The 26,472-nt window shown below is 74.9% G+C and carries 23 protein-coding genes; 17 read left to right on the top strand and 6 right to left on the bottom strand.

Features of this window, described 5'->3' with window-relative positions; genetic code table 11:
• Positions 1-132 precede the first annotated feature (132 nt).
• The gene (locus ACFQ8Y_RS00635) at positions 133-2,046 is read left to right on the top strand and encodes a cation:proton antiporter (protein ID WP_430584265.1); all 1,914 of its coding nucleotides are present in this window, start codon (positions 133-135) and stop codon (positions 2,044-2,046) included.
• 44 nt (positions 2,047-2,090) lie between these two features.
• On the opposite strand, the gene ACFQ8Y_RS00630 is transcribed toward ACFQ8Y_RS00635, so the two are convergent.
• Both ACFQ8Y_RS00630 and ACFQ8Y_RS00625 read right to left on the bottom strand, forming a co-directional pair.
• Positions 2,091-2,900: an ABC transporter permease gene (locus tag ACFQ8Y_RS00630; protein ID WP_430584264.1), complete on the bottom strand. Its 810-nt coding sequence runs from the start codon at positions 2,898-2,900 to the stop codon at positions 2,091-2,093.
• Positions 2,897-3,808, bottom strand: coding sequence for an ABC transporter ATP-binding protein (locus ACFQ8Y_RS00625; protein ID WP_430549105.1), 912 nt, complete (start codon positions 3,806-3,808; stop codon positions 2,897-2,899). The genes ACFQ8Y_RS00630 and ACFQ8Y_RS00625 overlap by 4 nt, the downstream gene beginning before the upstream one ends.
• A 130-nt stretch (positions 3,809-3,938) precedes the next feature.
• Between ACFQ8Y_RS00625 and ACFQ8Y_RS00620 the strand changes: the two genes are divergently transcribed.
• Entirely contained in the window at positions 3,939-5,174 is a 1,236-nt protein-coding gene (locus tag ACFQ8Y_RS00620; RefSeq protein ID WP_430584263.1) for a sensor histidine kinase, read from the top strand.
• 24 nt (positions 5,175-5,198) lie between these two features.
• Entirely contained in the window at positions 5,199-5,861 is a 663-nt protein-coding gene (locus tag ACFQ8Y_RS00615; RefSeq protein WP_430563503.1) for a response regulator, read from the top strand.
• Positions 5,862-6,005: 144 nt separating this feature from the next.
• On the opposite strand, the gene ACFQ8Y_RS00610 is transcribed toward ACFQ8Y_RS00615, so the two are convergent.
• Together ACFQ8Y_RS00610 and ACFQ8Y_RS00605 are read right to left on the bottom strand one after the other, a co-directional pair.
• Positions 6,006-6,431, bottom strand: a complete 426-nt coding sequence (locus ACFQ8Y_RS00610) for a helix-turn-helix domain-containing protein (protein ID WP_430584262.1) — start codon at positions 6,429-6,431, stop codon at positions 6,006-6,008.
• Positions 6,432-6,484: 53 nt separating this feature from the next.
• The gene (locus ACFQ8Y_RS00605; RefSeq protein ID WP_430549101.1) at positions 6,485-7,276 is read right to left on the bottom strand and encodes a deoxyribonuclease IV; all 792 of its coding nucleotides are present in this window, start codon (positions 7,274-7,276) and stop codon (positions 6,485-6,487) included.
• A 76-nt stretch (positions 7,277-7,352) separates the two neighbouring features.
• Here ACFQ8Y_RS00605 and ACFQ8Y_RS00600 point away from each other — a divergent pair, with 76 nt between their 5' ends.
• Together ACFQ8Y_RS00600 and ACFQ8Y_RS00595 are read left to right on the top strand one after the other, a co-directional pair.
• Positions 7,353-8,177, top strand: a complete 825-nt coding sequence (locus ACFQ8Y_RS00600) for a hydroxymethylpyrimidine/phosphomethylpyrimidine kinase (protein ID WP_429763109.1) — start codon at positions 7,353-7,355, stop codon at positions 8,175-8,177.
• Positions 8,178-8,198: 21 nt separating this feature from the next.
• The gene (locus ACFQ8Y_RS00595) at positions 8,199-9,881 is read left to right on the top strand and encodes an acyl-CoA dehydrogenase family protein (protein ID WP_430584261.1); all 1,683 of its coding nucleotides are present in this window, start codon (positions 8,199-8,201) and stop codon (positions 9,879-9,881) included.
• Positions 9,882-9,900: 19 nt separating this feature from the next.
• Here ACFQ8Y_RS00595 and ACFQ8Y_RS00590 read toward each other — a convergent pair whose 3' ends face one another.
• Positions 9,901-10,467, bottom strand: a complete 567-nt coding sequence (locus tag ACFQ8Y_RS00590) for a hypothetical protein (RefSeq protein ID WP_430584260.1) — start codon at positions 10,465-10,467, stop codon at positions 9,901-9,903.
• A 171-nt stretch (positions 10,468-10,638) separates the two neighbouring features.
• Here ACFQ8Y_RS00590 and ACFQ8Y_RS00585 point away from each other — a divergent pair, with 171 nt between their 5' ends.
• From ACFQ8Y_RS00585 to ACFQ8Y_RS00575, 3 genes are read left to right on the top strand one after another with little or no spacing between them, the layout of a single operon-like run.
• Positions 10,639-11,310 (top strand): YceI family protein, encoded by a 672-nt coding sequence (locus tag ACFQ8Y_RS00585; protein WP_430584259.1) that lies wholly within the window; start codon positions 10,639-10,641, stop codon positions 11,308-11,310.
• Complete coding sequence (locus tag ACFQ8Y_RS00580) at positions 11,307-11,822, top strand: sigma-70 family RNA polymerase sigma factor (protein WP_430549097.1); 516 nt, start codon at positions 11,307-11,309, stop codon at positions 11,820-11,822. The genes ACFQ8Y_RS00585 and ACFQ8Y_RS00580 overlap by 4 nt, the downstream gene beginning before the upstream one ends.
• Positions 11,819-12,571: an anti-sigma factor family protein gene (locus ACFQ8Y_RS00575; protein ID WP_430584258.1), complete on the top strand. Its 753-nt coding sequence runs from the start codon at positions 11,819-11,821 to the stop codon at positions 12,569-12,571. The genes ACFQ8Y_RS00580 and ACFQ8Y_RS00575 overlap by 4 nt, the downstream gene beginning before the upstream one ends.
• A 12-nt stretch (positions 12,572-12,583) precedes the next feature.
• On the opposite strand, the gene ACFQ8Y_RS00570 is transcribed toward ACFQ8Y_RS00575, so the two are convergent.
• Positions 12,584-13,636: a LacI family DNA-binding transcriptional regulator gene (locus tag ACFQ8Y_RS00570; RefSeq protein ID WP_430549095.1), complete on the bottom strand. Its 1,053-nt coding sequence runs from the start codon at positions 13,634-13,636 to the stop codon at positions 12,584-12,586.
• Positions 13,637-13,837: 201 nt separating this feature from the next.
• Between ACFQ8Y_RS00570 and ACFQ8Y_RS00565 the strand changes: the two genes are divergently transcribed.
• The 9 genes from ACFQ8Y_RS00565 (at position 13,838) to ACFQ8Y_RS00525 (ending at position 26,447) form a co-directional block, all read left to right on the top strand.
• On the top strand, positions 13,838-15,121 hold the full coding sequence (locus ACFQ8Y_RS00565) for an ABC transporter substrate-binding protein (protein WP_430584257.1): 1,284 nt from the start codon (positions 13,838-13,840) through the stop codon (positions 15,119-15,121).
• A 60-nt stretch (positions 15,122-15,181) separates the two neighbouring features.
• Positions 15,182-16,132: a carbohydrate ABC transporter permease gene (locus tag ACFQ8Y_RS00560; protein WP_430549093.1), complete on the top strand. Its 951-nt coding sequence runs from the start codon at positions 15,182-15,184 to the stop codon at positions 16,130-16,132.
• Positions 16,119-17,048, top strand: coding sequence for a carbohydrate ABC transporter permease (locus ACFQ8Y_RS00555; RefSeq protein WP_430584256.1), 930 nt, complete (start codon positions 16,119-16,121; stop codon positions 17,046-17,048). The genes ACFQ8Y_RS00560 and ACFQ8Y_RS00555 overlap by 14 nt, the downstream gene beginning before the upstream one ends.
• A gap of 53 nt (positions 17,049-17,101) precedes the next feature.
• Positions 17,102-17,854 carry an SDR family NAD(P)-dependent oxidoreductase gene (locus ACFQ8Y_RS00550; RefSeq protein WP_430549091.1) on the top strand — a complete coding sequence of 251 codons (753 nt, stop codon included), beginning with the start codon at positions 17,102-17,104 and terminating at the stop codon, positions 17,852-17,854.
• A complete protein-coding gene (locus tag ACFQ8Y_RS00545) occupies positions 17,851-19,800 on the top strand; it encodes a heparinase II/III family protein (protein WP_430584255.1) in 1,950 nt (649 codons plus the stop codon). Before ACFQ8Y_RS00550 ends, ACFQ8Y_RS00545 begins: the two co-directional genes overlap by 4 nt.
• Positions 19,793-21,934: a DUF4962 domain-containing protein gene (locus ACFQ8Y_RS00540; RefSeq protein WP_430584254.1), complete on the top strand. Its 2,142-nt coding sequence runs from the start codon at positions 19,793-19,795 to the stop codon at positions 21,932-21,934. The genes ACFQ8Y_RS00545 and ACFQ8Y_RS00540 overlap by 8 nt, the downstream gene beginning before the upstream one ends.
• Positions 21,931-22,557 (top strand): DUF624 domain-containing protein, encoded by a 627-nt coding sequence (locus ACFQ8Y_RS00535; protein WP_430584253.1) that lies wholly within the window; start codon positions 21,931-21,933, stop codon positions 22,555-22,557. Before ACFQ8Y_RS00540 ends, ACFQ8Y_RS00535 begins: the two co-directional genes overlap by 4 nt.
• Positions 22,554-23,885, top strand: coding sequence for a GDSL-type esterase/lipase family protein (locus ACFQ8Y_RS00530; protein ID WP_430584252.1), 1,332 nt, complete (start codon positions 22,554-22,556; stop codon positions 23,883-23,885). The genes ACFQ8Y_RS00535 and ACFQ8Y_RS00530 overlap by 4 nt, the downstream gene beginning before the upstream one ends.
• A 99-nt stretch (positions 23,886-23,984) precedes the next feature.
• Complete coding sequence (locus tag ACFQ8Y_RS00525) at positions 23,985-26,447, top strand: polysaccharide lyase 8 family protein (RefSeq protein WP_430584251.1); 2,463 nt, start codon at positions 23,985-23,987, stop codon at positions 26,445-26,447.
• Positions 26,448-26,472: the final 25 nt, after the last annotated feature.

The raw sequence follows: 26,472 nt of genomic DNA, 5'->3' as shown, positions 1-26,472 counted from the left end.
ACTGGCGACGTATCTAAGATAGGACGCGATATATCGTTACGCAAGACCGGAAGAGTGTGACCTGGGTCACTCTGATTCCGGTTCGGTGACGGCCGCGGGAGAACGTTCGGGCGGGCGCATACGTTGTTCGGCATGGACGTCCTCCTCTTCGGCGTGCTCGCGGCGGTCGTGGTCATCGCCGTCACCGCGCTGGCACCCCGGGCCGGGGTCGCCGCACCGCTGGTCCTGGTGCTGATCGGCGTCGCCGTGAGCTTCCTGCCCGTCGTGCCGGCCATCCCGATCAACCCCGAGGTGATCCTGGTCGGGGTGCTGCCCGCGCTGCTCTACGCCTCGGCGGCCTCGTTCCCGTCCATGGACTTCCGGCGCGACTTCACGGCGATCGGCGGGATGGCCGTGCTGCTCGTGGTCATCTCCGCGGTGCTGCTCGGGTTCGTCTTCTCGTGGGTGATCCCCGGGATCGACCTCGCCGCCGGCATCGCGCTCGGCGCCATCGTCAGCCCCACGGACGCCGTCGCGACGTCGATCATCAAGAAGCTCGGGGCGCCGCAGCGCGTCGTCGTCATGCTCGAGGGCGAGGGGCTGCTCAACGACGCCACGTCGCTGGTGCTGCTGCGCTCCGCCATCGCCGCGACGGCGGCCAGCGTCAGCCTCTGGGGCGTGGTCGGCAGCTTCCTCAAGGCCGTGCTGCTCGCCGTGCTCATCGGCGTGATCGTCGGCCGCCTGGGCCTGTGGGTGCGCGAGCGACTGGGGAACGCGGCGCTCGCCACGGCGGTGTCGTTCGTGGTGCCGTTCGCGGCCTACCTGCCCGCAGAGGAGCTGGACGCGTCGGGCATCGTGGCGGCCGTGGCGGCCGGCCTCGTCACCAGCACGCTCTCCGCGCGCCACCTCAGTCCCCAGGACCGGGTGGCGGAACGCATGAACTGGCGGACGATCGAGACCCTGCTCGAGGGCGGCCTGTTCCTCGCCATGGGGCTCGAGGTGTTCGGGCTGGTCCAGGACGTGCGGGAGGCGCACGGGTCGCTCTGGACGGCGGTCGGCGTCGCTGCCCTCGCCGCCGTGGGCGTCATCGCGCTGCGGGCGCTGTTCGTGCTCCCGCTGCTGCGCTACCTCGCCGCGCGGCGCCGCCGGGCCGAGCAGGTCCGCGAGACGCTCGACCGGATGGAGCGGAAGGTCTCCGCGAGGCTCGACGAGTTCACCGACCCGAACGGGATCATCACGCCCGACGCCGCGAAGGCGCTGTCGGCCGTGTGGACGCAGGGCGACCAGCGCGTGTGGGAGGCCGGCAACCCGCGCCGCCAGGTCCGGCGGGTGCAGCGGCGGGTGCAGCTCGAGGCCGAGAAGCGGCGGGCCGCGGCCGCGGGCGGGCTGTCCGACGACCAGAAGGAGCGGATCCGGCAGCGCCGGTCGGACCGGATCGCGGAGTTCCGCCGCCGGTTCACGCGCCGCATCGCCGACGTCGACTACCTGCTCGCCGCGCCCCTCGGGCCCAAGGAGGGCGTGGTCATCGTGTGGGCGGGGATGCGGGGCGTCGTCACGCTGGCGGCCGCGCAGACGCTCCCGGCGGACTTCCCGCAGCGGTCCCTGCTGGTCCTCATCGCGTTCGGCGTCGCCGCCGGCACCCTGCTGGTGCAGGGCGGCACGCTGCCCTGGGTGGTGCGCCGGCTGGGGCTGTCGGGCGTCACGTCGTCGCGGTTCGACGAGGGCACGCAGGGGCTGCGCGAGATCGTCGACGGCACCGCCCGCGACATGCTCGACGACCCCGAGCTGCGCCGCAAGGACGGGACCCCGTACGCGCCGTACGTCGTGGAGCGCGTGCGGACCGTCGTCGTGCGCGAGCAGGCCGACCAGGACGAGGAGGAGGCGACGCCCGAGGAGCTGTCCACCCAGTTCTTCGAGCTGCGCCTCGCGACCATCGCCGCGCAGCGCAAGGCCCTGCTCGAGGCCCGAGCCCTGGGCACGTTCGACTCGGACCTGCTGAGCAGGGCCCTGGACCAGCTCGACGCCGACCAGATCGCCGTCGAGATGCGCGGGCACCTCGACGGCTGACCCGGCCGGCTGATCCGGCCGGCTGATCCGGCCGGCTGATCCGGTCAGGACGACGAGATCTCGCTGCGCGCCGTCCGCCACAGGCCGCCGGCCAGGGGCGCGACCACCCAGATGAGCGTCGCGGTGGCGAGGTGTGCCCACCCCGCGCCGTCCGGCCAGGAGGTGCTGGTCAGCGGCATCGCCGCGGTGGTCAGGTCGATCCACGGCAGCACGTCCACCATCCCGGGGACGAGGCCGCCGAGGAGGCTGAAGAGGGTGGGCGCGAGGAACAGGGTCACGATCGCGCCCGGGGTGCTGCGCAGCACCAGGCCGAAGCCGACGCCCTGCGCCATGTAGAGCACCGTCGTGATCGCCAGGCCGCCGACCAGTGCTCCGTTGGCGTCCCAGGCGGGCGTGGCGTCGCGGAACGCGACCACCAGGACGTGGGCGAGCGCGGCGAGCCCGACGGCGAGGACGAGGAGCGCGACGCCGGAGCCGATCGCGCCGACCACCTTGGCCAGCCCGACGCGCGTGCGGCGGGGTTCGAGCGTGAACGTCACCAGGGCGGTCCGCTGGGACCACTCCGACGTCGCGGCGAGCACGCCGACGATGGGCAGGAGCATCGCCATCGGCGTGGTCGTGCCGACGATGAAGGCGGCGAACGAGTGGTTGCCGCCGTTCACGGCCATCATCACGGCGAGCACGCCGGCGGTGACGATCGCGATGACGGCGAGCATCCAGCGGCCCGCGCGGGTGTCGAGCTGCTTGCGCCACTCGACGAGCGTGAGGGTCGCGAAGGACACGGGGCGGAGATCGGCGCCCGGACGGTTCGTGCGGTTCGCGCGGGTGGCGCGGGTCGGGGTCGCGGTGGTCATGCCGACACCTCCATACGGGTCTGCTCGCGGGCGTCGTCGGCGGTCAGCTCGAGGAAGAGGTCCTCGAGGCCGCGGGAGTCGGCGGCGCGCAGCTCGGCGAGCACGACGCCCGCGGCGGCGGCCGCGCGGCCGACGTCGATGGGCTCGGCCTCGACGGACAGCCCGCCGGTGGCGAGCTCCTCGACACCCGCACCGCCCTGGCGCAGGGCGAGGGCGAGCGCGCCGTCGTCGGTGGAGCGGACGAACGTGCCCGCCTGGCGCAGCAGGTCGTCCTTGTGGCCCTCGGCGACCACGCGGCCGCGGCCGATGACGACGATCCGGTCGGCGACCGCCTCCATCTCGCGCAGCAGGTGCGACGAGAGCAGCACGGTGCCGCCCCGGGAGGCGAAGTCGTCCAGCAGGTCGCGCATCCAGCGGATGCCGGCGGGGTCGAGCCCGTTGGCCGGCTCGTCGAGGATCAGCACCTCGGGGTCGCCGAGCAGCGCGGACGCGAGCCCGAGCCGCTGCCGCATGCCGAGGGAGTACTGGCCCACGCGGCGGGCGGCCTCCCGCCCGGTGAGGCCCACGAGGTCGAGCGTGGTGTCGATGCGGCGGCGGTCGACGCCGGTCATGAGCGCGGCGAGGGTGAGGACCTCGCGCCCGGTGCGGCCGGAGTGCTGGGCGGCGGCGTCGAGCAGCACGCCCACGCGCCGGCCGGGGTTGGCGAGCGCCGTGAACGGCTTGCCGAGCACGCGGGCGGAGCCCGACGTGGCGGGCGTGAGGCCGCAGATCATGCGCATCGTCGTGGACTTTCCGGCGCCGTTGGGGCCGAGGAAGCCCGTCACGTGACCGGGCTCGACGGTGAACGACACGTCGTCCACGGCCACGGCCGGCCCATATCTCTTGGTCAGGTGCTCCACGGTGATCATGGCTCCACCCTGCCCGGGCGCGGGCGGGCGCCGCGTCCGGCGAGGGGATGGTTCGTGTCCTCCTTCCGGAGGATGCGGCGGCGACCACCGGCGGATGCCCGCGGCCCCGCGGCTGCCTAGGCTCGACGTCGTGCCGACCGCCCCTGCCCGTCCGTCCCGAGCCCGCCGCGTCTGGGGCGAGACGTGGCGCGTGCTGGTGGCCCTCCTGGCCGGCCTGACGGTGATGGTCCTCGTCGCGTGGGAGGTGGACACCGGGCAGCGGGAGATGACCGACGGGCAGTGGGCGCTGGACTTCGTCGTCGGCCTGGTGGGTCTGGCGCTGCTGCCCCTGCGCCGCAGGGCACCCCTGACGATCGCCCTGGTGCTGAGCGCCGCCGCGACGGTCTCGTCCCTGGTGGTCGGCGCCGAGACCATCGCGGTGATCTCCCTGGCCACGACCCGGCGCTGGTGGAAGGTCGCCGTGGTCGGCGTGGTGTTCGTGGCCGCGGGTCGCGTGCACAGCTCGCTGCACCCCTACGTCACGCCGGAGTCGTACGACCGGTGGATCGAGATCGTCGGCGGCGCGGTCATGTACGCCCTGTTCGTCTGGATCGGCGCGTACATCGGCCTGCGCCGGGAGCACCTCGCGTCGTTGCAGGAGCGGGCCGAGACGGCCGAGCGGGAGCAGGTGAGCCGGGTGGCGCAGGCGAGGACGGCGGAGCGGACCCGCATCGCGCGCGAGATGCACGACGTGCTGGCCCACCGCATCTCGCTCGTCGCGATGCACGCGGGCGCCCTGGCCTACCGCACCGACCTGCCGCCGGAGAAGGTCGCGGAGACCGCGGGCGTGGTCCGGGACAACGCGCACGCCGCCCTGGCCGAGCTGCGGGAGGTGCTGGGCGTGCTGCGCGACCCGCTCGCCGGGGACGCGCCGCCGGAGCCGCCGCAGCCGTCGCTGGCCGACCTCGCCGACCTCTTCGCCGAGGCCCGCGCGAACGGGGCCGACGTCCGGGTCGACGGGCCGGTCGACGACCTGGCGGAGCGCACGGGCGGGCTCGGGGAGGCGGTCAGCCGGCACGCGTACCGGATCGTGCAGGAGGGGCTGACGAACGCGCGCAAGCACGCCCCCTGGGCGCCGGTGTCCGTGTCGGTGACGGGCGCGCCGGGCGAGGGGCTGGCGATCGTCGTGCGCAACCCGGTGCGCAGCGTCGGGCCGATGCCCGAGGCGCCCGCGCCGCCGCCGTCGGGCCTCGGCCTGGTGGGGCTCACGGAACGCGTGGAGCTCGTCGGCGGTCGCCTGACGTACGGCACGACGGCGGACCCGGCGTCGCGCGACGGGCGCGCCGCGGCGTTCGTGCTGGAGGCCTGGCTACCGTGGGCGGCATGAGGTGGACGGCATGAGGTGGACGGCATGAGCGAGAAGACGCGCGTGGTGCTGGTCGACGACGACGCGCTGGTGCGCTCCGGGCTCACGCTCATCCTGGGCGGCGACGCGGACCTGGAGGTCGTCGCGACGGCGTCGGACGGGCTCGAGGCGCTGGACGTCGTGGCGCGCGAGCGGCCCGACGTCGTCCTCATGGACATCCGCATGCCGCGCCTGGACGGCATCGAGGCGACGCGCCGGCTCCGGTCGGTCCCCGACGCCCGGGTCATCGTGCTCACCACGTTCGACGCGGACGACATGATCGTCGAGGCCCTGCGCGCGGGCGCGGCGGGGTTCCTGCTCAAGGACACCCCTCCCGATCGCCTGGTCGCCGCCGTCCGGGCGGCCGCGGCGGGGGAACCGACGCTCTCGCCGCGCGTCGCGGAGCAGCTCATCGCCCAGGTCACCGACCGCTCCGCCCCCGACGGTCGCCGGGCCGCCGCCGCGCGGCTGGAGACGCTGACCGGCCGCGAGCGCGACGTCGCCCTCGCCGTCGCGCGCGGGCTGTCCAACGCCGAGGTCGCCGCCGAGCTCTACATGAGCGTCCCGACCGTGAAGACGCACGTGTCGCGCATCCTCACCAAGCTGGACGCCGCCAACCGCGTGCAGGCCGCGATCGTCGTGCACGACGCCGGGCTCGCCGCCGGCTGAGCGGCTCCCGCCCGACCTGCGTCAGCGTGTCGCACGTCGGCGCGTCGTCACGCCGTGACCCTGGCGTGGCGTGGTCGTGGTCGTGGTCGAGGTCGAGGTCGAGGCCGGGGTCCGGGTGAGGTGGGAGGTGGCGTGGTGGTGCTGTCACCAGGGCGAGCGGGACAGAGGAGCCCCCGTGAGCAGGTCGGAGACCCGGCACCCGTAGAGGACGGCGATCCGCCCGATCTCGTCGAGCGACCACGCCACCTGCCCCGTGTACCGGGCGGAGATCGCCGAGCGTGAGCGCCCGAGCGCCATCGCGAGATCCTGCTGCAGCATCCCTCGCCGCGCGGTCTCGTACCGGACCGCCCCGGCCGCGACGGCGGCGAGCCCGTCCGGTGACACCCGCGGCGCGCGGGCCTTGCGGGGTCTCGGGGCGCCCGGCCCGCCTTCGGCGTCGTCGATGTCGGGGTCGACGTCCGGGTCCGTGGGCGGGCTCCAGTAGGGGTCCACGGCGCGCCGTTGCGCGATCCCCCGTTCGTCCGCAGGCTCGGTACTCCAGGACATGATGCTGTTCCCGTAGGTGCTCACGTCACCGATGCTGGCGGACCCCGGCGTCCGTGATCGCCCGTCGTCCACAGGCCTCAGGCGGCCAGGCGCTCCCGCAGCCACGCGATGTCGGGGCCCATGTCGCCGTGCGTCTCGCACACGACGGGCGCGCCGGCCGCGGCGACCACGCCGACGAGCAGCTCGGGCGGGATGTTCCCGTCACCGAAGTGCGCGTGGCGGTCGGCGCCGGAGCCCGCCGTGTCGCGGGAGTCGTTGGCGTGCACCAGGTCGATGCGGCCGGTGATCGCGCGGATGTCGTCGACCGCCGTGGCGAGGTCGATGCCGCCCGCCCACGCGTGGCAGGTGTCGAGGGTGAAGCCGACGTTCTCGGCGCCGTTCGCCCGCATCACCGCGGCCCAGAGCATCTCCAGCCGGTCGAGGCGGCGGGCCATGGAGAAGTCGCCGCCGGCGGTGTTCTCGATGAGCACGGGCACGTCGGTCTCGAGCGCGTCGATCGCCTTGCGCCAGTTGTCGAAGCCGACGTCCGGGTCGTCCTTCGCGGTGACGTGCCCGCCGTGCACGACGACGCCCTTCGCCCCGATCTCGCCGGCACCGGTCATGATCTGCTGGAGCAGCTTGCGGCTGGGGATGCGGATGCGGTTGTTGGTGGACGCCACGTTGATCACGTAGGGCGCGTGCACGAAGACGTCGATCCCCGCGGCCGCCGTCTCCTCGCGGAAGGCCTCGGCGCCGCCGGGATGGTCGAGCGGCGGCACCTTCCACGCCTGCGGGTCGGAGAGGAACACCTGCGCCACCTCGGCCCCGATCTCCTTCGCCTGCGCGACGGCGTCGGACAGGTCGACGTGGGCCCCGATCTTCACGCTCATGCGCCCACCCTACGGATCGCGCCCGACAACGCCCGCTCGACAACGCCCGTCCGCCGCCGTCGTAGGCTGGCCCACCATGAGCACCACGCCGCCGCTCGCGTACGTCATCGCCGGGTCCGAGGCCACGGGAGGGGCCGGGATCCAGGCCGACCTCAAGACCTTCCAGCAGCTCGGCACCTACGGGGTGGGCACGCTGACCTGCATCGTCTCGTTCGACCCGAAGCACGACTGGGGCCACCGGTTCGTGCCCGTGGAGCCGCAGGTCATCGCGGACCAGTTCGAGGCCGCGACGTCCACCCACGCGCTGGACGTCGTGAAGATCGGGATGCTCGGCACGCCCGCGACCATCGACGTCGTGGCCCGCTCGCTGGAGACGCAGCCGTGGCGGCACGTCGTCCTCGACCCGGTGCTGATCTGCAAGGGGCAGGAGCCCGGCGCCGCGCTCGACACCGACACGGCGCTGCGCGAGCGCGTGCTGCCGCTGGCCACGGTCGTGACGCCCAACCTGTTCGAGGCCAAGACGCTCGCCGGCATGGACGACATCACGTCCGTCGAGGAGCTGACCGAGGCCGCGCGTCGCATCCACGCCCGCCTGGGCGACGGCCACGGCCGCCGGTACGTGGTCGCGAAGGGCGGCGTCGAGCTGGCCGGCCCGGACGCCGTCGACGTCCTGTTCGACGGCGACGAGGTCACCGTCTTCGCCACCCCCAAGGTGGGCGAGGAGCGCGTCTCCGGCGCCGGCTGCACGTTCGCCGCCGCCATCACCGCGGAGCTGGCCAAGGGCGCCGACGTGCCCGAGGCGGTCCGCGTCGCGAAGGACATGGTGACGCAGGGCATCGAGGCGCGGGTCGAGGCCCGCACGCCGTTCGACACCGTGTGGCAGGGCGCTTACGCCTCCTGAGGGCCTGAGGAAGGAGCCGCCGTGACCGTCGACGAGGACGTGCACGCGGGCGGGCACCGCACGCACGAGGTCACGAACCAGCCGCCGGAACGGGCGGACGTCAACGAGTACCTCGACTTCCCGGTGCTGCGCGACGCCGTGCACGCCTTCGGCGGCGGCTGGGGCGAGGAGCGGCTCGTCGAGGCGGGCGCGCACGTCGGGAGCGTGACCTTCCAGCGGTCCGCGGAGCTCGCGAACACCCACGAGCCGGTGCTGCGCACCCACGACCGCCGCGGGCGCCGGATCGACGAGGTCGAGTACCACCCCGCGTACCACGAGGTGATCGCCGCGGCCGTGGCGCGCGGAGCCCACACGAGCGCGTGGGCCGACCCCCGGCCGGGGGCGAACGTCGTCCGCGGCGCCCTGTTCTCCCTGTTCGGGCAGGTGGAGCCCGGGCACGCGTGCCCGGTGTCGATGACGCACGCGGCCGTGGCCAGCCTGCGGCACGCCCCCGACCTGGCGGCCCTGTGGGAGCCGCGGCTGCTCGCCACCGGGTACGACGGCGCGCTCGCCGCGCCCGGCACCAAGCCCGGCGCGCTCGTGGGCATGGCGATGACGGAGAAGCAGGGCGGCAGCGACGTGCGGGCGAACACGACCCGCGCGACGCCGGCCGGTGACGGCACGTACGTGCTCACCGGTCACAAGTGGTTCTGCTCGGCGCCGATGTCGGACGCGTTCCTCGTGCTCGCGCAGGCGCCGGACGGCCAGTCCTGCTTCCTCGTGCCGCGCGTCCTCGAGGACGGCACCCGCAACGTGCTCCGCCTCCAGCGGCTCAAGGACAAGCTCGGCAACCGGTCCAACGCGTCGGCCGAGATCGAGCTGGACGGCACCGTCGGCCACCTGGTGGGGGAGCCCGGCCGCGGCGTGCGCACCATCATCGAGATGGTGCAGCGCACCCGCCTCGACTGCGTGCACGGCAGCGCGGCCGGGATGCGCCAGGGCGTCGCGGAGGCGCTGTGGCACGCGCGGCACCGGACGGCGTTCGGCGCTCGCCTCGTCGACCAGCCGGCGATGACGGCGGTGCTCGCCGACCTCGCGCTCGAGTCCGAGGCCGCGACGCTCACCTCGATGCGGCTCGCGGCCGCGTACGACGCCGGGGCGGGGGACGAGGGCGACGACGGCGAGCGTGCGTTCCGTCGCCTGGCCACCGCCGTCGCGAAGTACTGGGTGTGCAAGCGCGGCCCGCAGCACGCCTACGAGGCGATGGAGTGCCTCGGCGGCAACGGCTACACCGAGGCGTTCCCGCTGGCCCGGCGCTATCGCGAGCAGCCGGTCATGGCGATCTGGGAGGGCTCGGGCAACGTCGTCGCGCTCGACGTGCTGCGCGCCATGACCCGCGAGCCCGGGTCGCTGGCCGCCGTCGACGCCGAGCTCGCGCTCGCGGCCGGCGCCCACCGGGACCTCGACGCCCACCTCGCCGCCACCCGCGACCTGCTCGCTCGGCTCGCCGGCGCGGACCCCGCCGAGCAGCAGGCCTCCGCGCGCCGCGTCGTCGAGGCCCTCGCCGTCGGGCTGCAGGTGTCGCTCATGGTGCGGTACGCGCCGAGCACGGCGGCCGACGCGTTCGTCGCGGCCCGGCTCGGCGACGGCCGCGGCCACGGGTACGGCGTCCTGCCGCGCGGCACCGACGCCGCCGCGATCCTCCGGCGTCACGCCGCCCCGTGACGCGCGTCGCGGCGGCGGGTCAGTAGCCCCCGCCGTCCGAGCCGGCCATCGTGGTGATCTCGGAGCCGTCCGGCGCCACCACCCACCAGATGTCCTGCAGGCCCTGGCCGTCGACGTCGCCCGGCGCCGCGTCTCCCGCGTAGAGGTAGACGGGGCGGCCGTCGAGGGTCACCTGGGGCTCGCCGTCGTTGCCGGGGATCGTGCCGACCTCGGCCGTCACGCCCTGCACCTGCGGGGTGCCCTTGCCGGCGTGCACCGGCGGCCACGCGGCCAGGCACTCGCCCGTGCACGCGCTCTCGCCCGAGCCGGCCTTGTCCGGGGTGTAGTAGTAGACGGTCATGCCCTGGCCGTCGACGACGACCGTGCCCAGGCTGGTCTCGGCCGTGCTCAGCGCGGCGGTGCCCGCCGACCCGCCGTCGGACGACGAGCTCGGCGAGCTGCCCGGCGTGCCGCCCGTCGAGGTGTCGGTGGGGGTGCTCGCCCCGCCGCCGTTGCTGCCGCCCCCGCCGCCGCCGCACGCGGCCAGGGTGGTGGCGAGCGCCGCCGCCGCGGCGAGGGCGGCCAGTCGTGACCTCGTGGTGCGCATGATGACTCCTTCGGCTCGGACGCTCCGCTCTGGTGCTGCTGTGAGGGACGACGAGATCGCGGCGCCGCGGGTTCATCGGGGCGGCACGGGACGTGAACCTCGCGGGGGCCTGCCTCGTCGTGCGGGGTGGAGCCGCGCGGGCGGGCGCGGCCCGGGGCGGAGGGAGCGGTCGTGCGCCGACGGACGAAGGTGCTGGTGGGGGCGGGAGCCGGGCTGGTCCTGCTCGGCGGCGCCGCCGTGCTCGTCGGGCCCGGTCTGTACGCCGACCACGCCAACCGCGCCGCGGCGGAGCCCCCGACGCTCTCCACGTCGGGGGCTCCGCTCGCCGACCCGGCCGGCCTCGACGGCACCTGGGTCGTGGCGTCCGGCTCGGAGGCCGGCTACCGGGTGCACGAGGTGCTGCGGGGCGAGGACGTGACCGTCACCGGACGGACGGACCAGGTGAGCGGCAGCGTGACGGTGGAGGGCGGGGAGCTGACGTCGGGCGACGTGACGGTCGACGTCGCGAGCATCCACACCGACGAGCCGCCGCGGGACGCGTACTTCCGTGGCAGCGTGATGGAGGTGGGGACGTTCCCGACCGCGGGCTTCACGGTCACCGAGCCGGTGCCGCTGGCCGCCGGCCCCACCGAGGTGGAGCTGCCGGGCGAGCTGACGGTGCACGGGGTGACGCGCGACGTCGTGGCCACGGCCCAGGTCGCGGCCGTCGGCGACGGCGTGCAGGTCGCAGCCAGCGTGCCGGTGACGTTCGCCGACTTCGACGTCGCGGCGCCGTCCCTCGGCTTCGTCCGCGTGGACCACGAGGGCGCCGTCGAGATCTCGCTGGTGCTGGAGCGGTCGTGAGGCCGCGCTCCCGCGCCGAGGAGGAGCTCCTCGAGGCCATCCACGCCGCGCACGCCCCGGACCTGCAGCGCTTCGTCGCGCGGCTGGTGCCCGACGGCGCCGACGCGCAGGACGTCGTGCAGGAGTCGCTGCTGCGCCTGTGGCGGCACCCGGAGGTGCTGGAACGGCCGGAGGAGTCCGTGCGCGCCTGGCTGTTCACCGTGGCGCGCCACCTCGTGGTCGACCAGCTCCGCAGCGCGCGGCACGCCCGCGAGCGCGCCACCGGGCACCTGCCCGAGCAGCCCGAGCCCGACCGCACGCAGGCCGTCCTGGACGCCTGGCTCGTCGCGGACGCGCTCGCGGACCTGTCGGCCGAGCACCGCGCCGTCGTCGTGGGCGCCTACTACCGCGGGCGGTCGGTCGCCGAGCTGGCCGACGAGCTCGACGTCCCGCCCGGGACCGTGAAGTCCCGCATGCACTACGCCCTGCGCGCCCTGCGGCTCGCCCTGCAGGAGAAGGGAGTGACGCCATGACCGCGCCGACCGACCCGTACCGCGAGTGGGACGCCGCGTACGTGCTGGGCTCGCTGAGCCCGGCCGACCGGCGCGCCTACGAGGAGCACCTGGCCGGCTGCGACGCGTGCCGGGCGGCGGTCGCGGAGCTGGCCGGCGTGCCCGGGCTGCTCGCGTCCGTGCCCGCGGAGCACGCGCTCGCGACGGACCCGCGGGACACGGTCGCGGGCGGGGCCGTGGGCGGGGACGGGAGCCACGGCGACCGGGCGGACGTCGTGCTCCTCGCGGCCCTGGCCGACGCGGCCCGGCGCTCGCGTCGGCGCAGGCGGTCGCTGGTCGCGGTCGCCGCGTCGGCGCTGCTGGTGAGCGGGGTCGGCGCGGGGCTGGCCCTCGGCGGCCCGGGGGAGGCCCCCGGCCCCGGCCCGGCCCCGTCGTCGCCGGTCGCGCAGTCCACGGCGGTGGAGCTCGAGCCGGTCGGTGCAGTCGACGTGCGGGCGTCGCTCAGCGCGACGGCCCGGCCGTGGGGTACGAGCCTGGAGTGGAGCTGCACCTACCCGCCGAGCTCGGGCGGCTACGACCCGGCGGGCGCGCCGACCTACGAGCTCGTCCTGGTGGACGACGACGGCGGCCGCACCGTCGCCGCGACCTGGACCGGGTCGGGGACGTCCTCCGCCGGCCTCGGCGCGGCGTCGTCCGTGCCGCTGGACCGCATCGCCCGCGTCGAGATCGCGCACGCGGGCGGCGAGACGCTGGCCGCCGCCGTGCTCTGACGGGCGCCGGCGTCAGGCGACGGGCGCGGCCGTCGAGTCGCGCACCACGAGCTCCGGCCGGAACAGCAGCGAGGAGCCCTGCGACGCCGCCCCCTCGTCGGAGCCGTGCAGGGCCCGGAACGCGGCGGCAGCCATCTCCTTCATCGGCTGGCGCACGGTGGTGAGGCGCGGGGAGTAGAGCTCCGCGAGCACGATGTCGTCGAACCCGGCCACGGACACCTCCCGCCCCACCTCCATGCCGGCGTCGCGCACGGCCCGGCAGACGCCGATGGCGGTCATGTCGTTGACGGCGAAGATCGCGGTGGGCGGGTTCGGCCCGGCGAGCAGCTCGGTGGCGGCGACGCGGCCGAGCTCGGCGGCCTCGACGTCGCCGAACGTGCCGTCGGCGGCGATGCTTCCGGGCCAGGTGACGACGTCGGGCCGCGCGATGCCGGCCCGCTCGAGCGCGCGCAGGAAGCCCTCGAACCGCTCGGTGCGGTTGACGGAACGGATCGCGCCGGAGACGAACGCGATCCGCCGGTGGCCGAGGGACACCAGGTGCTCGCCCATCAGCTCCGCGCCGATGGTGTTGTCGACGCTGACGTTCACGAGGCCGACCGGGTCGTCGGCCTGCGCGGTGCGGTCGAACGCGACGAGCCGCAGGCCGTCGTCGAGCAGGCTCGAGACGTGCTCCAGGGAGGGGAGCGAGGAGCAGAGCACGATGCCGCGGATGCCGTCGGAGACCAGCTCGTCGACGTACTGGCGCTCGCGGGCGGGGTCGCGCTCGGAGTTGCACAGCAGCACGTGGTAGCCCTCGGTGAGGGCGGCGGCCTCGAGGTACCGGGCGAGCGCGCCCCAGTACGGGTTGCCCACGGACGGCACGACGAGGCCGATCACCTGCGGCTTGCCCGTGCGCAGCTGGCGCGCGGCGCGGTTGGGGCGGTAGCCGAGCTCCTTGATGGTGCTCTCCACGCGCTCGCGGGTCTCGGGCAGCATGCGGCCGGTGCGCCCGTTGAGCAGGTTCGAGACGGTGCTCGTGGACACGCCTGCCGCACGCGCGACGTCCAGGATCGTGATGCCAGCCATGTGCTCGTGCGGCCTCCTCGGTTCCGGGCTCTGCCCACCTCGCCAGTGCATCGATGGACTGTCTGGCGCCGATCATAGGGCATCAAAGGACCGCTTGACGGAGGTGAAGTCCCACTCTATGGTCAGTGCATCGTTACACCGGGAGCCGCCGTCGGCTCCTCCTCGCCTTCGTGAGATCAACGCCGATCGAAAGGGCTTGTCATGGAATTCAGCCGTCGCAGCTTCCTCACGGCCATGGGCCTCGGGACCGCGGCCGCCGTGGCGGGCTGCGCCACGACGAGCCCCAGCGGCTCGTCCGCCGCCGACCCCACCGGCCCGGTGGAGGGCGACATCACCTTCCTGTGCGCGCTCTTCGAGGGCGCCACGGGCAAGGAGACGCTCGAGGGCAAGCTGATCAAGCAGTTCAACGAGAAGTACCCGGACGTCAACGTCACCGTCGACTACACCGACTACGGCTCGCTGAACGAGAAGATCACCACGGGCCTGGCGAGCGGCCTGATGCCCGACGTCGTCACGCTCGGCGTCGGCTGGATCCCGCCGTTCGCCTTCAAGAACGCGATCGCGCCGCTGCCCGAGTCGCTCGCCACGCGCTACACGTACGAGGAGCGGGTGCTGGAGCCGTCGCGGTTCGACGGCAAGCTCTACGCCCTCCCGATGGTGCTCGACACGCGCATCGTGGCGTACCGCAAGGACTTCTTCGAGGAGGCCGGCCTCACGGGCACCCCGAAGAACTGGGACGAGCTGCGCGACTACGCGAAGCAGCTCACCGTCAAGGACGGCACCAAGGTCACGCGCGTCGGCTTCGACCCGTTCTCGATCGACCTGCGCCAGTGCTGGGAGACGTTCCTGTTCGGCAACTCGGGCGAGCTCTTCTCCCCGGACGGCCGCGAGGTGCTCTTCGACAGCCCCGAGGGCGTCGCGTCGCTGCAGCTCTTCCTCGACATGATGGCGGACGGCTCGGCCGACTTCGCCCTCACCACCGAGGCGGGCCAGCCGACCACCCTCCAGCAGGGCACCTCGGCGATCATGATGACGAACAACTCGCTGTACGTGCAGCTCCAGCAGCAGTCGCCCGAGCTGGTCGACAAGATCGGCACGTTCGTGCTGGGCAACACGAACCCCGCGATGCTGCAGGGCGGCACGATGGTGTCGCAGTCGGCCACCTCGAAGTACCCCGCTGCCGCGCGCGCCTTCGTCGAGTACATGGGCTCGCCCGACGCCGTCCTGGTCGCGAGCGAGCAGCGCGGCTCGGTCCCCGCGATCTCGGACCTCAAGGACAGCGACTACGTCAAGGGCAACCCGATGGTCGAGTTCGCCATCAACAACCTCGACAAGGCGCGGTCCGAGGGCGGCACCCCGGCCTGGATGGAGATCCGGGAGAAGATCAAGCCCACCCTCGAGACGGCGATCGTCGGGCAGCAGTCCGCCCAGGCGGCCATCGACCAGCTCACCGGCATCGCGAACGACGCGATCGCCCGGCTGTGACCCGGTCCGTCCCATGACCTGGCATGACCCGACACACCGATCGATGAAGAGGGGGTCGTCGTGGCCGTCGTCTCCGCGCCGCGCGACGTGAGCGCACCACCCGTCGTCCCGCCCCGCTCGCCCGCGCCCCGGCGCCGGCGGGCGGGGGCGGCCCGCCGCCGCGCCGGCATGCTCATGGTCGCGCCGGCGTTCCTGCACGCGCTGGTCTGGATCGGCATCCCGGTGATCGCGGCGTTCGTGCTGTCGTTCACCAACTACGACGTGCTCACGCAGCCGCGCTTCAACGGGATCCAGAACTACGTGGACGCGCTGACCGACCCGGTGTTCCGCCGGGGCATGGTCAACACGCTGGTCTACGCGTTCTTCACCGTCCCGGTGGCGATGGGCATCGCGCTGCTCATCGCGCTGATGCTCGACACGCAGCTGCGCGCCCGGGCGCTGTTCCGCACCGCGGTGTTCATCCCGCAGGTGACGGCGACCATCGCCGTCGCGCTGGTGTGGCTGTGGATCTACGACCCGCGCAACGGGCTGCTCAACGCCGTGCTCGGCTTCTTCGGGATCCCGGCGCAGAACTGGCTGTCGTCGACCACGTGGGCGATGCCGTCCGTGATCGTCGTCGGCATCTGGCAGGGCATCGGCCTGAAGATGCTCATCTACCTGGCGGCGCTGCAGTCCCTGCCGAAGGACGTCTACGAGGCGGCGTCGGTGGACGGGGCGTCGAAGACCCGGCAGTTCTTCAGCATCACGCTGCCGCTGCTCAAGCCCGCCACGTTCTTCGTCTTCGTCACCTCGGTGATCTCCGCCTTCCAGGCGTTCGACCTCATCTACATCCTCACGGACGGCGGGCCGGCGAACACGACCACGATGATGACGTACGAGATCTACAAGTCGGCGTTCCGGGAGTTCCGCGTCGGCTACGCGTGCGCCCAGTCGATCATCCTGTTCGTCTTCCTGCTGCTCCTGACCCTCGCGAACCGACGGCTCAACGGAGGCGACAGTGGCCGGCATTGATCTCGCGGCGACCTCGCCGCGCACGACGCTCGACGTCGTCGGGCGCTCCCCGGCGTCGCGCCGCCGGCTCTCGCGGGCCGCCCTCTACGTGGCGCTGGGCGTCATCGCCGTCGTCATGGTGGTGCCGTTCGTGTGGATGGTGCTGACGTCCCTCAAGACGCCGGCGGACATCGCGGCGAGCCCGCCCACGTTCCTGCCCACCGAGTGGGCGTGGGGCAACTACGCGGACGCGCTGGCCGCGGCGCCGTTCCTCACCTACGCGCGCAACAGCCTGATCATCGCCGTGAGCCACACGACCATCAACCTGCTGGTCGCGTCGATGGCGGGCTACGCGCTGGCCCGGCTGCGCTTCCGCGGCTCGGAGCTGGTGTTCCTCGGGTTCGTCGCGGCGCTGATGATCCCCACCTACACGAAGATCATCCCCGAGTTCCTCATCGTGCGGTTCATGCCGCTGTTCGGGGGCAACGACATCCTCGGGCAGGGCGGCACCGGCTGGCTCGACACCTGGTGGGCGCTCATCGTCCCCGGCGCCGTGACGCCGTTCGCCGTCTTCCTGTTCCGGCAGTTCTACCTGGACCTGCCGGTGGAGCTGGAGGAGGCCGCCCGGCTCGACGGCGTGAGCGAGCTCGGCATCTGGGCGCGGATCATGACGCCGCTGGTCAAGCCGGCGTTCATCACCGTGGCGCTGCTGACGTTCGAGAGCTCGTGGAACAACTTCCTGTGGCCGCTGCTCGTGACGCGCACCGACTCGATGCGCGTGATCCAGGTGGGCCTGTCGGTGTTCCGCACCGAGAACGACACCCAGTGGGCGTTCCTCATGGCCGGCACCACGCTGGCCACGCTGCCGATGGTGGCGCTCTTCCTGCTGGGGCAGAAGTACTTCGTCCGCGGCTTCGCGAACGCGGGCGTCAAGTGACGGGCGGCGAGCGGTCGCCCGTGGGACAGAGAGGCAAGCGAATGGCGATGGACATGACGGACGCGAAGGTGCTCGTCACGGGCGCGGGGCACGGGATCGGGCGCGGGGTCGCGCTCGGGCTGGCCGCCGCGGGGGCGGACGTCGTGGTGCACTACGGCAGCTCGGCCGACGCGGCCGCGCGGACCGTGGCGGACATCGAGGCGCTGGGACGCAAGGCGGTCGCCCTGCAGGCCGACGTCACCTCGACGCAGGACGTGGACCGGCTCGTCGCCGACGCCGTCGCCTTCCTCGGCGGGCTCGACGTCGTGGTCTGCAACGCGGGGCACCTCGTGGGCCGCGTGCCCGTGGCCGAGATGAGCGACGACCACTACGAGTCCGTGGTCGACGTCAACCTCGGCGCGACCTTCCGCACGACGCGGGCCGCGATCCCGCACCTGCTGGAGTCGGACCGTCCGCGCATCGTGGCGATGTCGTCGCTCGCCGCGCACAACGGCGGCGGGCCGGGGTCGGTCGTCTACGCGGCGGCGAAGGCGGCCGTGCGCGGCTTCGTCAAGGGCCTCGCCAAGGAGCTCGGGCCGCAGGGCGTCACCGTCAACGCCGTGGCCCCGGGGTACATCGCCGACACGGCGTTCCACGGCACGTTCAGCACCGACGAGGCGCAGCAGAAGATGGTCGCGGGCACGCCGGTCGGGCGGGCCGGCACCGTGGAGGACGTCGCGGCGGCGGTGCAGTACCTGGCCTCGCGCGAGGCGTCGTACATCACGGGCACCACCCTCGACATCGACGGGGGGACCTGGCCGCGATGACCTCCCTCGCCCCCGTCACCTCGGACCCCGCCTCGGACGACGTCGACGTCGCGGCCGGCCTCCCGCGCGAGCGCGGCGGCTGGTGGCACGACCTCGTCTGCCCGGCGCACGGCACGGAGCTCTCCCACGCGGGGATCCCCGGGCCGGTGCCGCCCGCGGGCGGCGTGCGCTGCCCGCACGGCTGCGTCGTCGACACGGAGCTGGTGCGCGGCGCCTGGCTGGTGCTCAGCCACCAGGCGTGGGCACGGCGGGCCCGGGTGCTCGCGCACCGGGCGGCCCGCACGGGGGACGAGGGGACGCGGGCGCAGGCGGTGGCGCTGCTCGTGGCCTACGCCGACGTCTACGCCGAGGTGGCGGGCGGGGGCGAGCACGAGCGCGCGCAGGACTGGATGCTGTGGGGGCGGCTGTTCCACCAGGCGCTCACCGACGCCATCTGGGCCGTGTCGGTCGGGCACGCGGTGTGGTCGCTCGCGGAGGCGGACCCGGACCGGGCGGGCGACCTGGCCCCCGTGCTGGGGATGCTCGACGCGACGGCCGAGGCCGCCCGCGCCGCGCGCGGCCGACTGGTGGCCGACGGGAGGTTCACCTCCAACTACACGGCCTGGCTCAACGCCGCCGGCCGGGTGTGCAGCCGGGCCGCCGCGCTGGTGCGCGGGGACCGGGAGGCGCCCGCCGTCGCCGACGACGAGTGGCTCGCCGGGGAGCACGGGCAGCTCGCCCACGCGCTCGCGGCCAGCACCCGCGGCGGCTGGGAGTGGGAGGCCAGCACGTACTACCACGGCTTCGTGGTGCGGGCCTACCTGCTGTCCCTGCGCGGCACCGACCCGGCGGCGCTGCCCGCCGAGGCCCGCGACCGGCTGGTCGCGATGGTCGACGTGCTCGCCGGCCTCGCGACCGACGGCGGCGTGCTGCCGTCCGTGCACGACGGGCCGTACGTGCGCCCGGCCCTCGCGCTGGAGTGGACGGAGCTGGCCGCGCTGGCGGACGGCTTCGTCGCCGACCCCGGGCTGGCCGCCGTCGCCGCGCACGCCCGCACGGAGGCCGCCGCCGGGGACGGCGACGACGAGCCCACGGACGGCCTCGAGGACGAGCTGCGCCGGACGACGTGGTTCGCCGGGCCGCCGCTGGCCGTGGCGCGCGCGCCGCGCCCGGCCGTGACCGTGGACGAGGAGGTGGGGATCGCCGTCCTGCGCGGGGCGGGGATCCACGCCGTGCTCGACCACGGCCCGCACGGCGCGGGGCACGGCCACCACGACAAGCTCGCGCTCGCCCTGTTCGGGCGCACCGCGCCGTGGCAACCCGACCCGGGCCAGGTGCCGTACGGGCACCCGGCCTGGCGGGCGCACTACGCGTCGGCGGCCGCGCACCCGGTGGTCCGGGTCGACGACGTCGACCCCGCGGAGGCGACCGGCCGCCTGCTGGCCCGCACCGAGCGGTCGCTGACCGTGGAGGTCCGCGGCGACGCCACGGCCTGGTACGACGGCGCCCGCGCCGTGCGGCACGTCGTCCTCGGCGACGGCTACCTGCTCGACGTCGCGCACGCCCGCGCCGACCGCCCCCGGCGGCTCACGCTCGGGCTGCGGCCGGACGTGCCGCTCGGGGTGCGCGTCGACGGCGACGTGGTGCGCACCGCCTGGCGCGGCGCCGAGGCGCTCGACGGCGTGCACGTCGCCCGCGCGGGCGGACCGGGCGGGACGGTGCCCGTGCGCGCCGTCGTCGCCCCCGGACCCGGCCCGGCGGACGACCCGCAGCGCGAGCGGTCGCACGTCGACTGGGCCGCCGTGGCCGCGACGTCGGCGACGTGGGTCTCGGTGTACCAGGCGGAGGACGACGCTCGGGGCGCCGAGGTGACGGGCGTCGAGCTCGACGCGACCGAGGTGCGCGTGCACCGCGCCGACGGCGCCGTCGACGTCCACCCGCTGCCGACGGAGACGACGGATGACTGAGACGATCGCCCCCGCCCGGATGCTGCTGCTCGACGAGGCCCGGCTGGCCGACCTGCGGTCCCGGCTGGACGGCGACCTCGCGCAGCAGTGGCGCCGGCTGGCGGAGCAGTGCGACCTGTACCGCCGCACGGCGCCCCCGGCGGAGCACCCGCTGGCGAGCATCACGTACCTGGGGCCGGCGGCCGCGAACCTCGCGCTCGCGTACCGGCTCACGGGCCAGCGGCACTACCTCGAGGAGGCGTGGCGCTGGATCTCGGCGGCCGTGTCCTTCGACCACTGGGGCCGCGCGCACCTGCCCGACCACGACCTCGACGCGGGGTGGATCCTGCACGGGCTGTCGCTGGCCTACTCCTGGCTGGGCGACGACCTCGAGCCGCTGCGGCGCGAGGCGCTGCGCGCCAAGCTCGAGCTCCAGGGGCAGCGGCTGTTCGACTTCGCCGTCGCGAGCGAGGGCGGCTGGTGGTCCAGCTCGTTCTGGCAGAACCACCACTGGATCTGCCACACCGGGCTCGCGACCGTCGGCTACGCGCTCGGCGTCCGGGCCTGGACGGAGCGCGCCAAGGCGGCGATGTCGACCGTCGTCGACGTGCTGCCGGCGGACGGCTCCGACATGGAGGGCGTCGTCTACTGGCGCTACGGCGTGCCGTGGCTCGCGACCTACCTCGACCTGCTCCAGGACGCCGAGGGCGTGGACTGGTGGGACCGGTGCCGGTTCCTGGCGCGCACCTTCTTCTACCGGCTGCACCAGGCCGCGCCCGGCTACGAGGAGATCGTCGACCACGGCGACTGCCACGACCGGCGCAGCGGGCACAGCGTGGCCCTGTACCGGATCCTGGCCGCGCGGTACGGGATCGGCGAGGCGCAGTGGCTGGCCGACACGGTGGCGGACCGGTTCTTCTGGCGCGAGGCGTACGAGAGCGGCGTGAGGCCCGGCGTGCTGCCCGAGGCCTGGGCCGAGCTGCTCTGGTACGACGCGTCCGTGGCGCCCGTCGACCCGGCCACGTCCGTCCCCGCGCAGGCGGCGTTCGAGGACCTGGGCCTGCTGGTGCACCGCACGTCGTGGGACGACGACGCCACGCTCGTGTCGTTCAAGTCGTCGCCCGGCGGCGGGCACACCGCCTGGGACACGTCGCGCCGGATCGACGCCGAGCGCGGCTGGGACACCCTCAGCGCCGGGCACCACCACCCCGACGCCGGGTCGTTCGTGCTCGCGTCGCGCGGCGCGTGGCTGCTGGTCGACGAGGGCTACTCCAACCAGAAGCGCGCCGGGCACCACAACCTCGTGCTCGTCGACGGGCACGGCTTCGCGGGCGAGGGGCGGTACCACGTCTACGCCGACGCCCCGCCGGACCGCACCGCCGACATGGTGGACGTGCTCGCCGAGGGCGGGTTCCTGCACGGCCGCGCCCGCACCGGGCGGATGTACCCGGCCGAGCTGGGCGTCGAGTCGCTGGAGCGCACGCTGGTCGTCATGCCGTCCGGGCGCACCGTCGTCGTCGACCGCGGGCACGCCGCCGAGGAGCGCGGGTGGACCGTGCTGCTGCACGCCGACCACCCGAGCGAGCCCGTCGACCTCGGCGTGCCGCACGACGGCATCGGCGACGGGGAGGACGGCGGCGGCGCTCGTGAGAGGGCCGTGCGGCGGGTGCTGCGGAACGGCCGCGCCGGCGCGTGGCTCACCACCCACGCCGCGGGCGGCGCGCACGCCGAGCAGGTCGTCACCGACGTGGCGGCCAACCCGACGTCGAGCACACCGTCGCTGGTCGTGACGCGGCGGCTGCACACGCTGCGTGTCACGCCGCCCGCGTCGCGCGACCTGCTCGCCGTCACGACGATCGAGCCGTTCGACGCCTTCCGCCCGACGCCGTCCACCGCCCGCCTCCTCCCCCCGCTCGCCGCGGAGGTCGGGGTGGAGCTGGGCGGGGGCGAGCGGGTGCACCTCGCCGGGCCGGACGGCGCGATCGAGGCCGACGGCGTGTCGGCGCTGGCGCGCGCGGTGCTGGTCGCGGGCGACCGGGTCGCCGTGGTCGGGGCACGGCGCGTCGAGCTCGACGGCCGGGTGCTCCTCGACCGCACCGGGCTCGACGGCGACGCCGAGGTCACCGCCGTCCTCCCGCTCGCGGGGCAGCGGTGACGGCCGCTCCGGCGCCCGCGCGGCAGGACCGCTCGCGCCGGTGGTCGCAGACGTTCCTGGGCTGGTTGGAGTGGCTGGCGCACCCGGTGGCGGCAGGCGCGGCGTTCGCGATCCTCTGCCTCGGGGTCGTCACGTGGCTCCCGGCGCTCGCCGCCGTCGGACACACCCTCCGCGCCTGGCGCACCGAGGGCGACGGCCGGTCGTTCACGGGCGTCTTCCGGGCGTTCGGCGCCTACTGGCGGCCGCTGCTCGGGCACGCGGTGGCGTCGACGGCGGCGCTCGCGCTGCTGGTGGTCGACGTCGTGTTCCTCGTCGGGCGCTCCGGCCCGGCCGCCGTCGTCCTCGTGATGCTGGCGCTCGGCCTGCTCGTGGCGTCCGTGCCGTACCACCTGGCGCTCGCGGTGGTCGCGGCGGCCCGCCCGGAGGGCAGCGTCCGCACCTGGGTGCCCGGCGCGCTGTGGTTCGCGTTCGCCTCGGTGCCGCGCGGCACCGCCCTGCTGGGCGCCGCCGTCGCGACGCCCGTGTTCTCGCTCGTGGTCCCCGCGGGCCCCCTGCTGCTGTGCGCGAGCGTCCCCGTCCTGGTGGGGCTCGTGATCCTCGACCAGACGGAGGACGACGCATGACCGGCACCACCGCCCAGGCCGTTCCTCGCCCCGGCGCCGTCGCCCGGCGCTCGCTGCTCGCCGGCGCGCTCGCCACCACCGGCGCGCTGCTCCTCGCGCCGCGCGCCACGGCGCTCGACGGCGTCGCCGCGCTCGCGGACACCGCCGCGGCCCGGTCGCGCACGACGACGTGGGTGCCGTCGTGGACCACCGCGCACACCCGCCCCACGGCGACCGACCCGCTCGTGCTGGGCGGCGTCACCGACCGCACCGTGCGGCACGTGCTGCGGCTCAGCGCCGGCACCCGCCGGACGGGTGCGCTGCGCGTGCGCCTCGCCGGCACCTTCTCCACGGCGCCGGTGCGGATCGGGGCGGTGACCGTCGCGCGTCGTGCGGCGGGCCTCACGGGCCCGGGCGCCGCCGTCGACCCGGCCACCGTCACCACGCTCACCTTCGGCGGAGAGCCCGGCGCGCTGCTCGCCGCGGGCGCGACGCTCGTCAGCGACCCGGCGCGGATCGCCGTCCCGGACGGCGGCGACCTGGTCGTCAGCGTGCACCTGCCCGGCCCCACCGGCCCGCTCAGCTTCCACCGCAACACGCACGCGACGGGGTACGTCGGCGCGGGCGACCTCACGGGCGACGCGGGCCCGGGCTACGACGGCGCGGAGACGACGCGGTCGGCCGTGCTGCTGGTCGGCGTGGACGTCGAGCGGCCCGGCGTGCCCGGCGTCGCCGTGCTGGGCGACTCGATCACGGAGGGCGTGGGTACGCCCGACGACGCCGACCAGCGCTTCACCGACCACCTCGCCCGCCGGCTCGCGGAGCGCGGCGGCCCGGTGGGCGTCGCGAACCTCGGCATCAGCGGCAACCGCGTGCTGCTCGACGACGAGCGGTTCGGCCCGAGCGGGCAGGCCCGCCTGGACCGCGACGCCCTGGCCCTGCCCGGGGTCGACACGCTGCTCGTGGTGCTCGGCGTCAACGACCTGCAGCAGCCGCCCAGCCAGACCGACCCCGCGGTGCTGCTCGCCGGGTACCGCCAGCTCGTGCTGCGCGCCCGCGACCGGGGGCTGCGCGTGGTCGGCACGACCATCACGCCGTTCGGCGGCTGGCAGCGCTGGACCCCGGCGCTCGAGGACGAGCGCCGGGTCGTCAACGCGACCCTCCTCGCCGAGGCGGGCCGCGGAGCGGGCGCCTTCGACGCCGTCGCCGACCTGGCCTCCGCGCTCGCCGACCCGGCCGACGCGGCGCGCCTCGCGCCCGCCTTCGACAGCGGCGACGGGCTGCACCCCACCTCCGCGGGTGCCGCGGCGATGGCCGCCGCCGTCACCCGCCGCGCCCTCCTGGGCTGACGCCCGACCTGACGCCCGACCTTCTCTGCACCACCCACCCGCACCGCCGTTCCACCCACCTGCTCGACGACGAGAGGGACCGTGATGGAGAACGACACCGTGACCACGCCTGCCCACCGGGCGCCCGCACCCAGCCGCCGGTCGGTGCTGCGCGGCTTCGGCGCCCTCGCCGGGGCCGCCGCGCTGGCCCCCGCGCTGCCCCTGCCCGCCCGCGCCGTGCCCGCCTCGACCGCCACGGAGCTCGTCGAGCGCTGGGCGGCGCTGCAGACCGGCGGCCCGGGCCTCGACCTGGCGGACGCGCACGTCAAGGCCGCCGTACGCCGCGTCGACCGGGCGGCCACGACCGTCCTCGCGACGCTCGACCGCTCCGCCGGCCGCGCGTCCCTGTGGCCCGACCTGGCGGACTGGACGAGGTCCAACACCGTCACCACGACGTTCAAGCGGCTGCGATCGATCGCGGTCGCGTGGGCGACGCCGGGGACGTCGGTCGCGGGCGACGCCGCCGTGGCGGACGCCGTCGCCGACGGCATCACCTGGATGCACGACCACGTCTACGGGCCCGGCATCCCGCGCTTCGACAACGACTGGGACTGGGAGATCGGCTCGGCGTCGGCCCTCGCGGACGCGCTCGTCGTGCTGCGCGGGCACCTGGGCGACGCCCTCGCCCGCAGCACCGCCGCCATCGACCACTACACGCCCGACCCGAACCTGTGGCGCGCGGACCGGCAGATCGCGACCGGCGCCAACCGGGTGTGGATCGCGACCGTCGTCGCCGTCCGGGCGAGCCTCGACGGCGACCAGGCCGCGCTGGGCCGCGTGCGCGACGCGCTCAGCGACGTCGAGGGCGGCGGCGCCAACAGCGTGCTGGCGTTCGTTGACGGCGGCACCGCCGAGGGCGAGGGCACGGGGGAGGGCTTCTTCCGCGACGGCTCGTTCCTCCAGCACTGGAAGCATCCGTACAACGGCGGCTACGGGAAGGAGCTGCTGGGCACGCTGTCGTCGCTGCTGCACCTGCTGGGCGACTCGCCCTGGCAGGTCACCGACCCGGCGCTGGACAACGTCTACGCGTGGGTCACCGACGCCTTCGACCCGCTGATGGTGCGCGGCGACATGGTCGCGTCGGTGTGCGGGCGCGAGATCGCGCGGCCCAGCAAGCAGGGGCACGCGGCCACGCAGACCGTCGTCGAGGGCACGCTGCGGCTCATCCCCTCCGCGCCCGCGGCGCAGGCCGCGACCCTCACGTCGCTGGTGGCGCAGTGGATCGCCGAGGACACCTACCGCGACTTCCTCGCCGCCACGACGCCCGCGTCCGTCGTCGCCGCGAACGCGTTGCTCGCCGCGGCCCCCACACCGCGGGGCGCGCTGGTGGCGCACCGGCAGTACCCCGCGATGGACAAGGCGGTGCACCACCGGCCGGGCTTCGCGCTGAGCGTCAGCGCGTACTCGGCCCGCGTGTACAACTACGAGTCCATCCAGAACGAGAACCTGCACGGCTGGCACCTGTCCGACGGCATGGTGCTGCTGTACACCGACGACCTCGGCCACTACAGCGAGGACTACTGGCCCACCGTCGACCCGTACCGCCTGCCCGGCACCACCGTCGACACCGCGCGCCTCGCGAACAGCGCGAACTTCCGGGAGACGAGCGAGGCCACCTGGGTGGGCGGGGCCGCCGTGCCGGGCGCCACGGTCGGCGCGTACGGGCAGGACCTGCGCGCCCGCGGCTCCGACCTGCGGGCCCTCAAGAGCTGGTTCCTCATCGACGACGTCGTGGTCTGCGTCGGCTCCGGCATCACGGCGCCCGCGGCGGGCGGCGTCGAGACGGTCGTCGAGAACCGCAAGGTCCGCGACGGGGCCGCGCTGGTGATCGACGGCGCGGCCCAGCCGATCGGGAACGGGTGGTCGGTGGCGCTCGACGACGTGCGCTGGTGCCACCTGTCCGGCACGGCGGGCTACGTGTTCCCCGGCGGCGCCCGGCTGCACGCCCTGCGCGAGGGCCGCACGCACACCTGGCGCGAGATCAACATCAAGTACGGCACGGACACCCCGGTGACCCGCCCGTACGTCACGGCGTGGCTCGACCACGGCGCCGCGCCCGCGGACGCCTCGTACGCCTACGCCATGCTCCCCGCGGCCGACGCCGACGGCACCCGCGCGTTCGCGGAGGCCTGCGGCACCGCCCCAGGGCTGCGGATCATCGGGCAGGACGCCGACGTGCACGCGGTCGCCCTCGGCGGCACGATCGCGGCCAACTTCTGGGCGCCCGCGTCGGTGCCGGTCGGCGCGGGAGTGCCGGGGGAGGGCGGGTCGCTGCACGCCGACGGCCCGGCGTCCGTCGTCGTGCACGAGTCCGACGCCACGGAGTGGACCCGGCCCACCACGGTCGCGCTGAGCGACCCCACGCAGACCCGCGAGCAGGTGGTCGTCGACCTCAACCGCGGCGGGCTGCGGTTCGTGTCCGCCGACCCGGGCGTGACCGTCACCCGGCGCGGCGCGGGATGGCGGATCGCCGCCGCCACCGCCGGCCTGGCCGGCGCCACCGTCACCGCCTCGTTCGTCTGACCGTCCCGAGACTCCTGGAGGAACC

The organism is Isoptericola sp. NPDC056605 (assembly GCF_042792795.1).
GTDB lineage: Bacteria > Actinomycetota > Actinomycetes > Actinomycetales > Cellulomonadaceae > Isoptericola.
The sequence above is the reverse complement of the archived record's forward strand: the minus strand, read 5'-3'. Positions and strand labels throughout refer to the sequence as shown.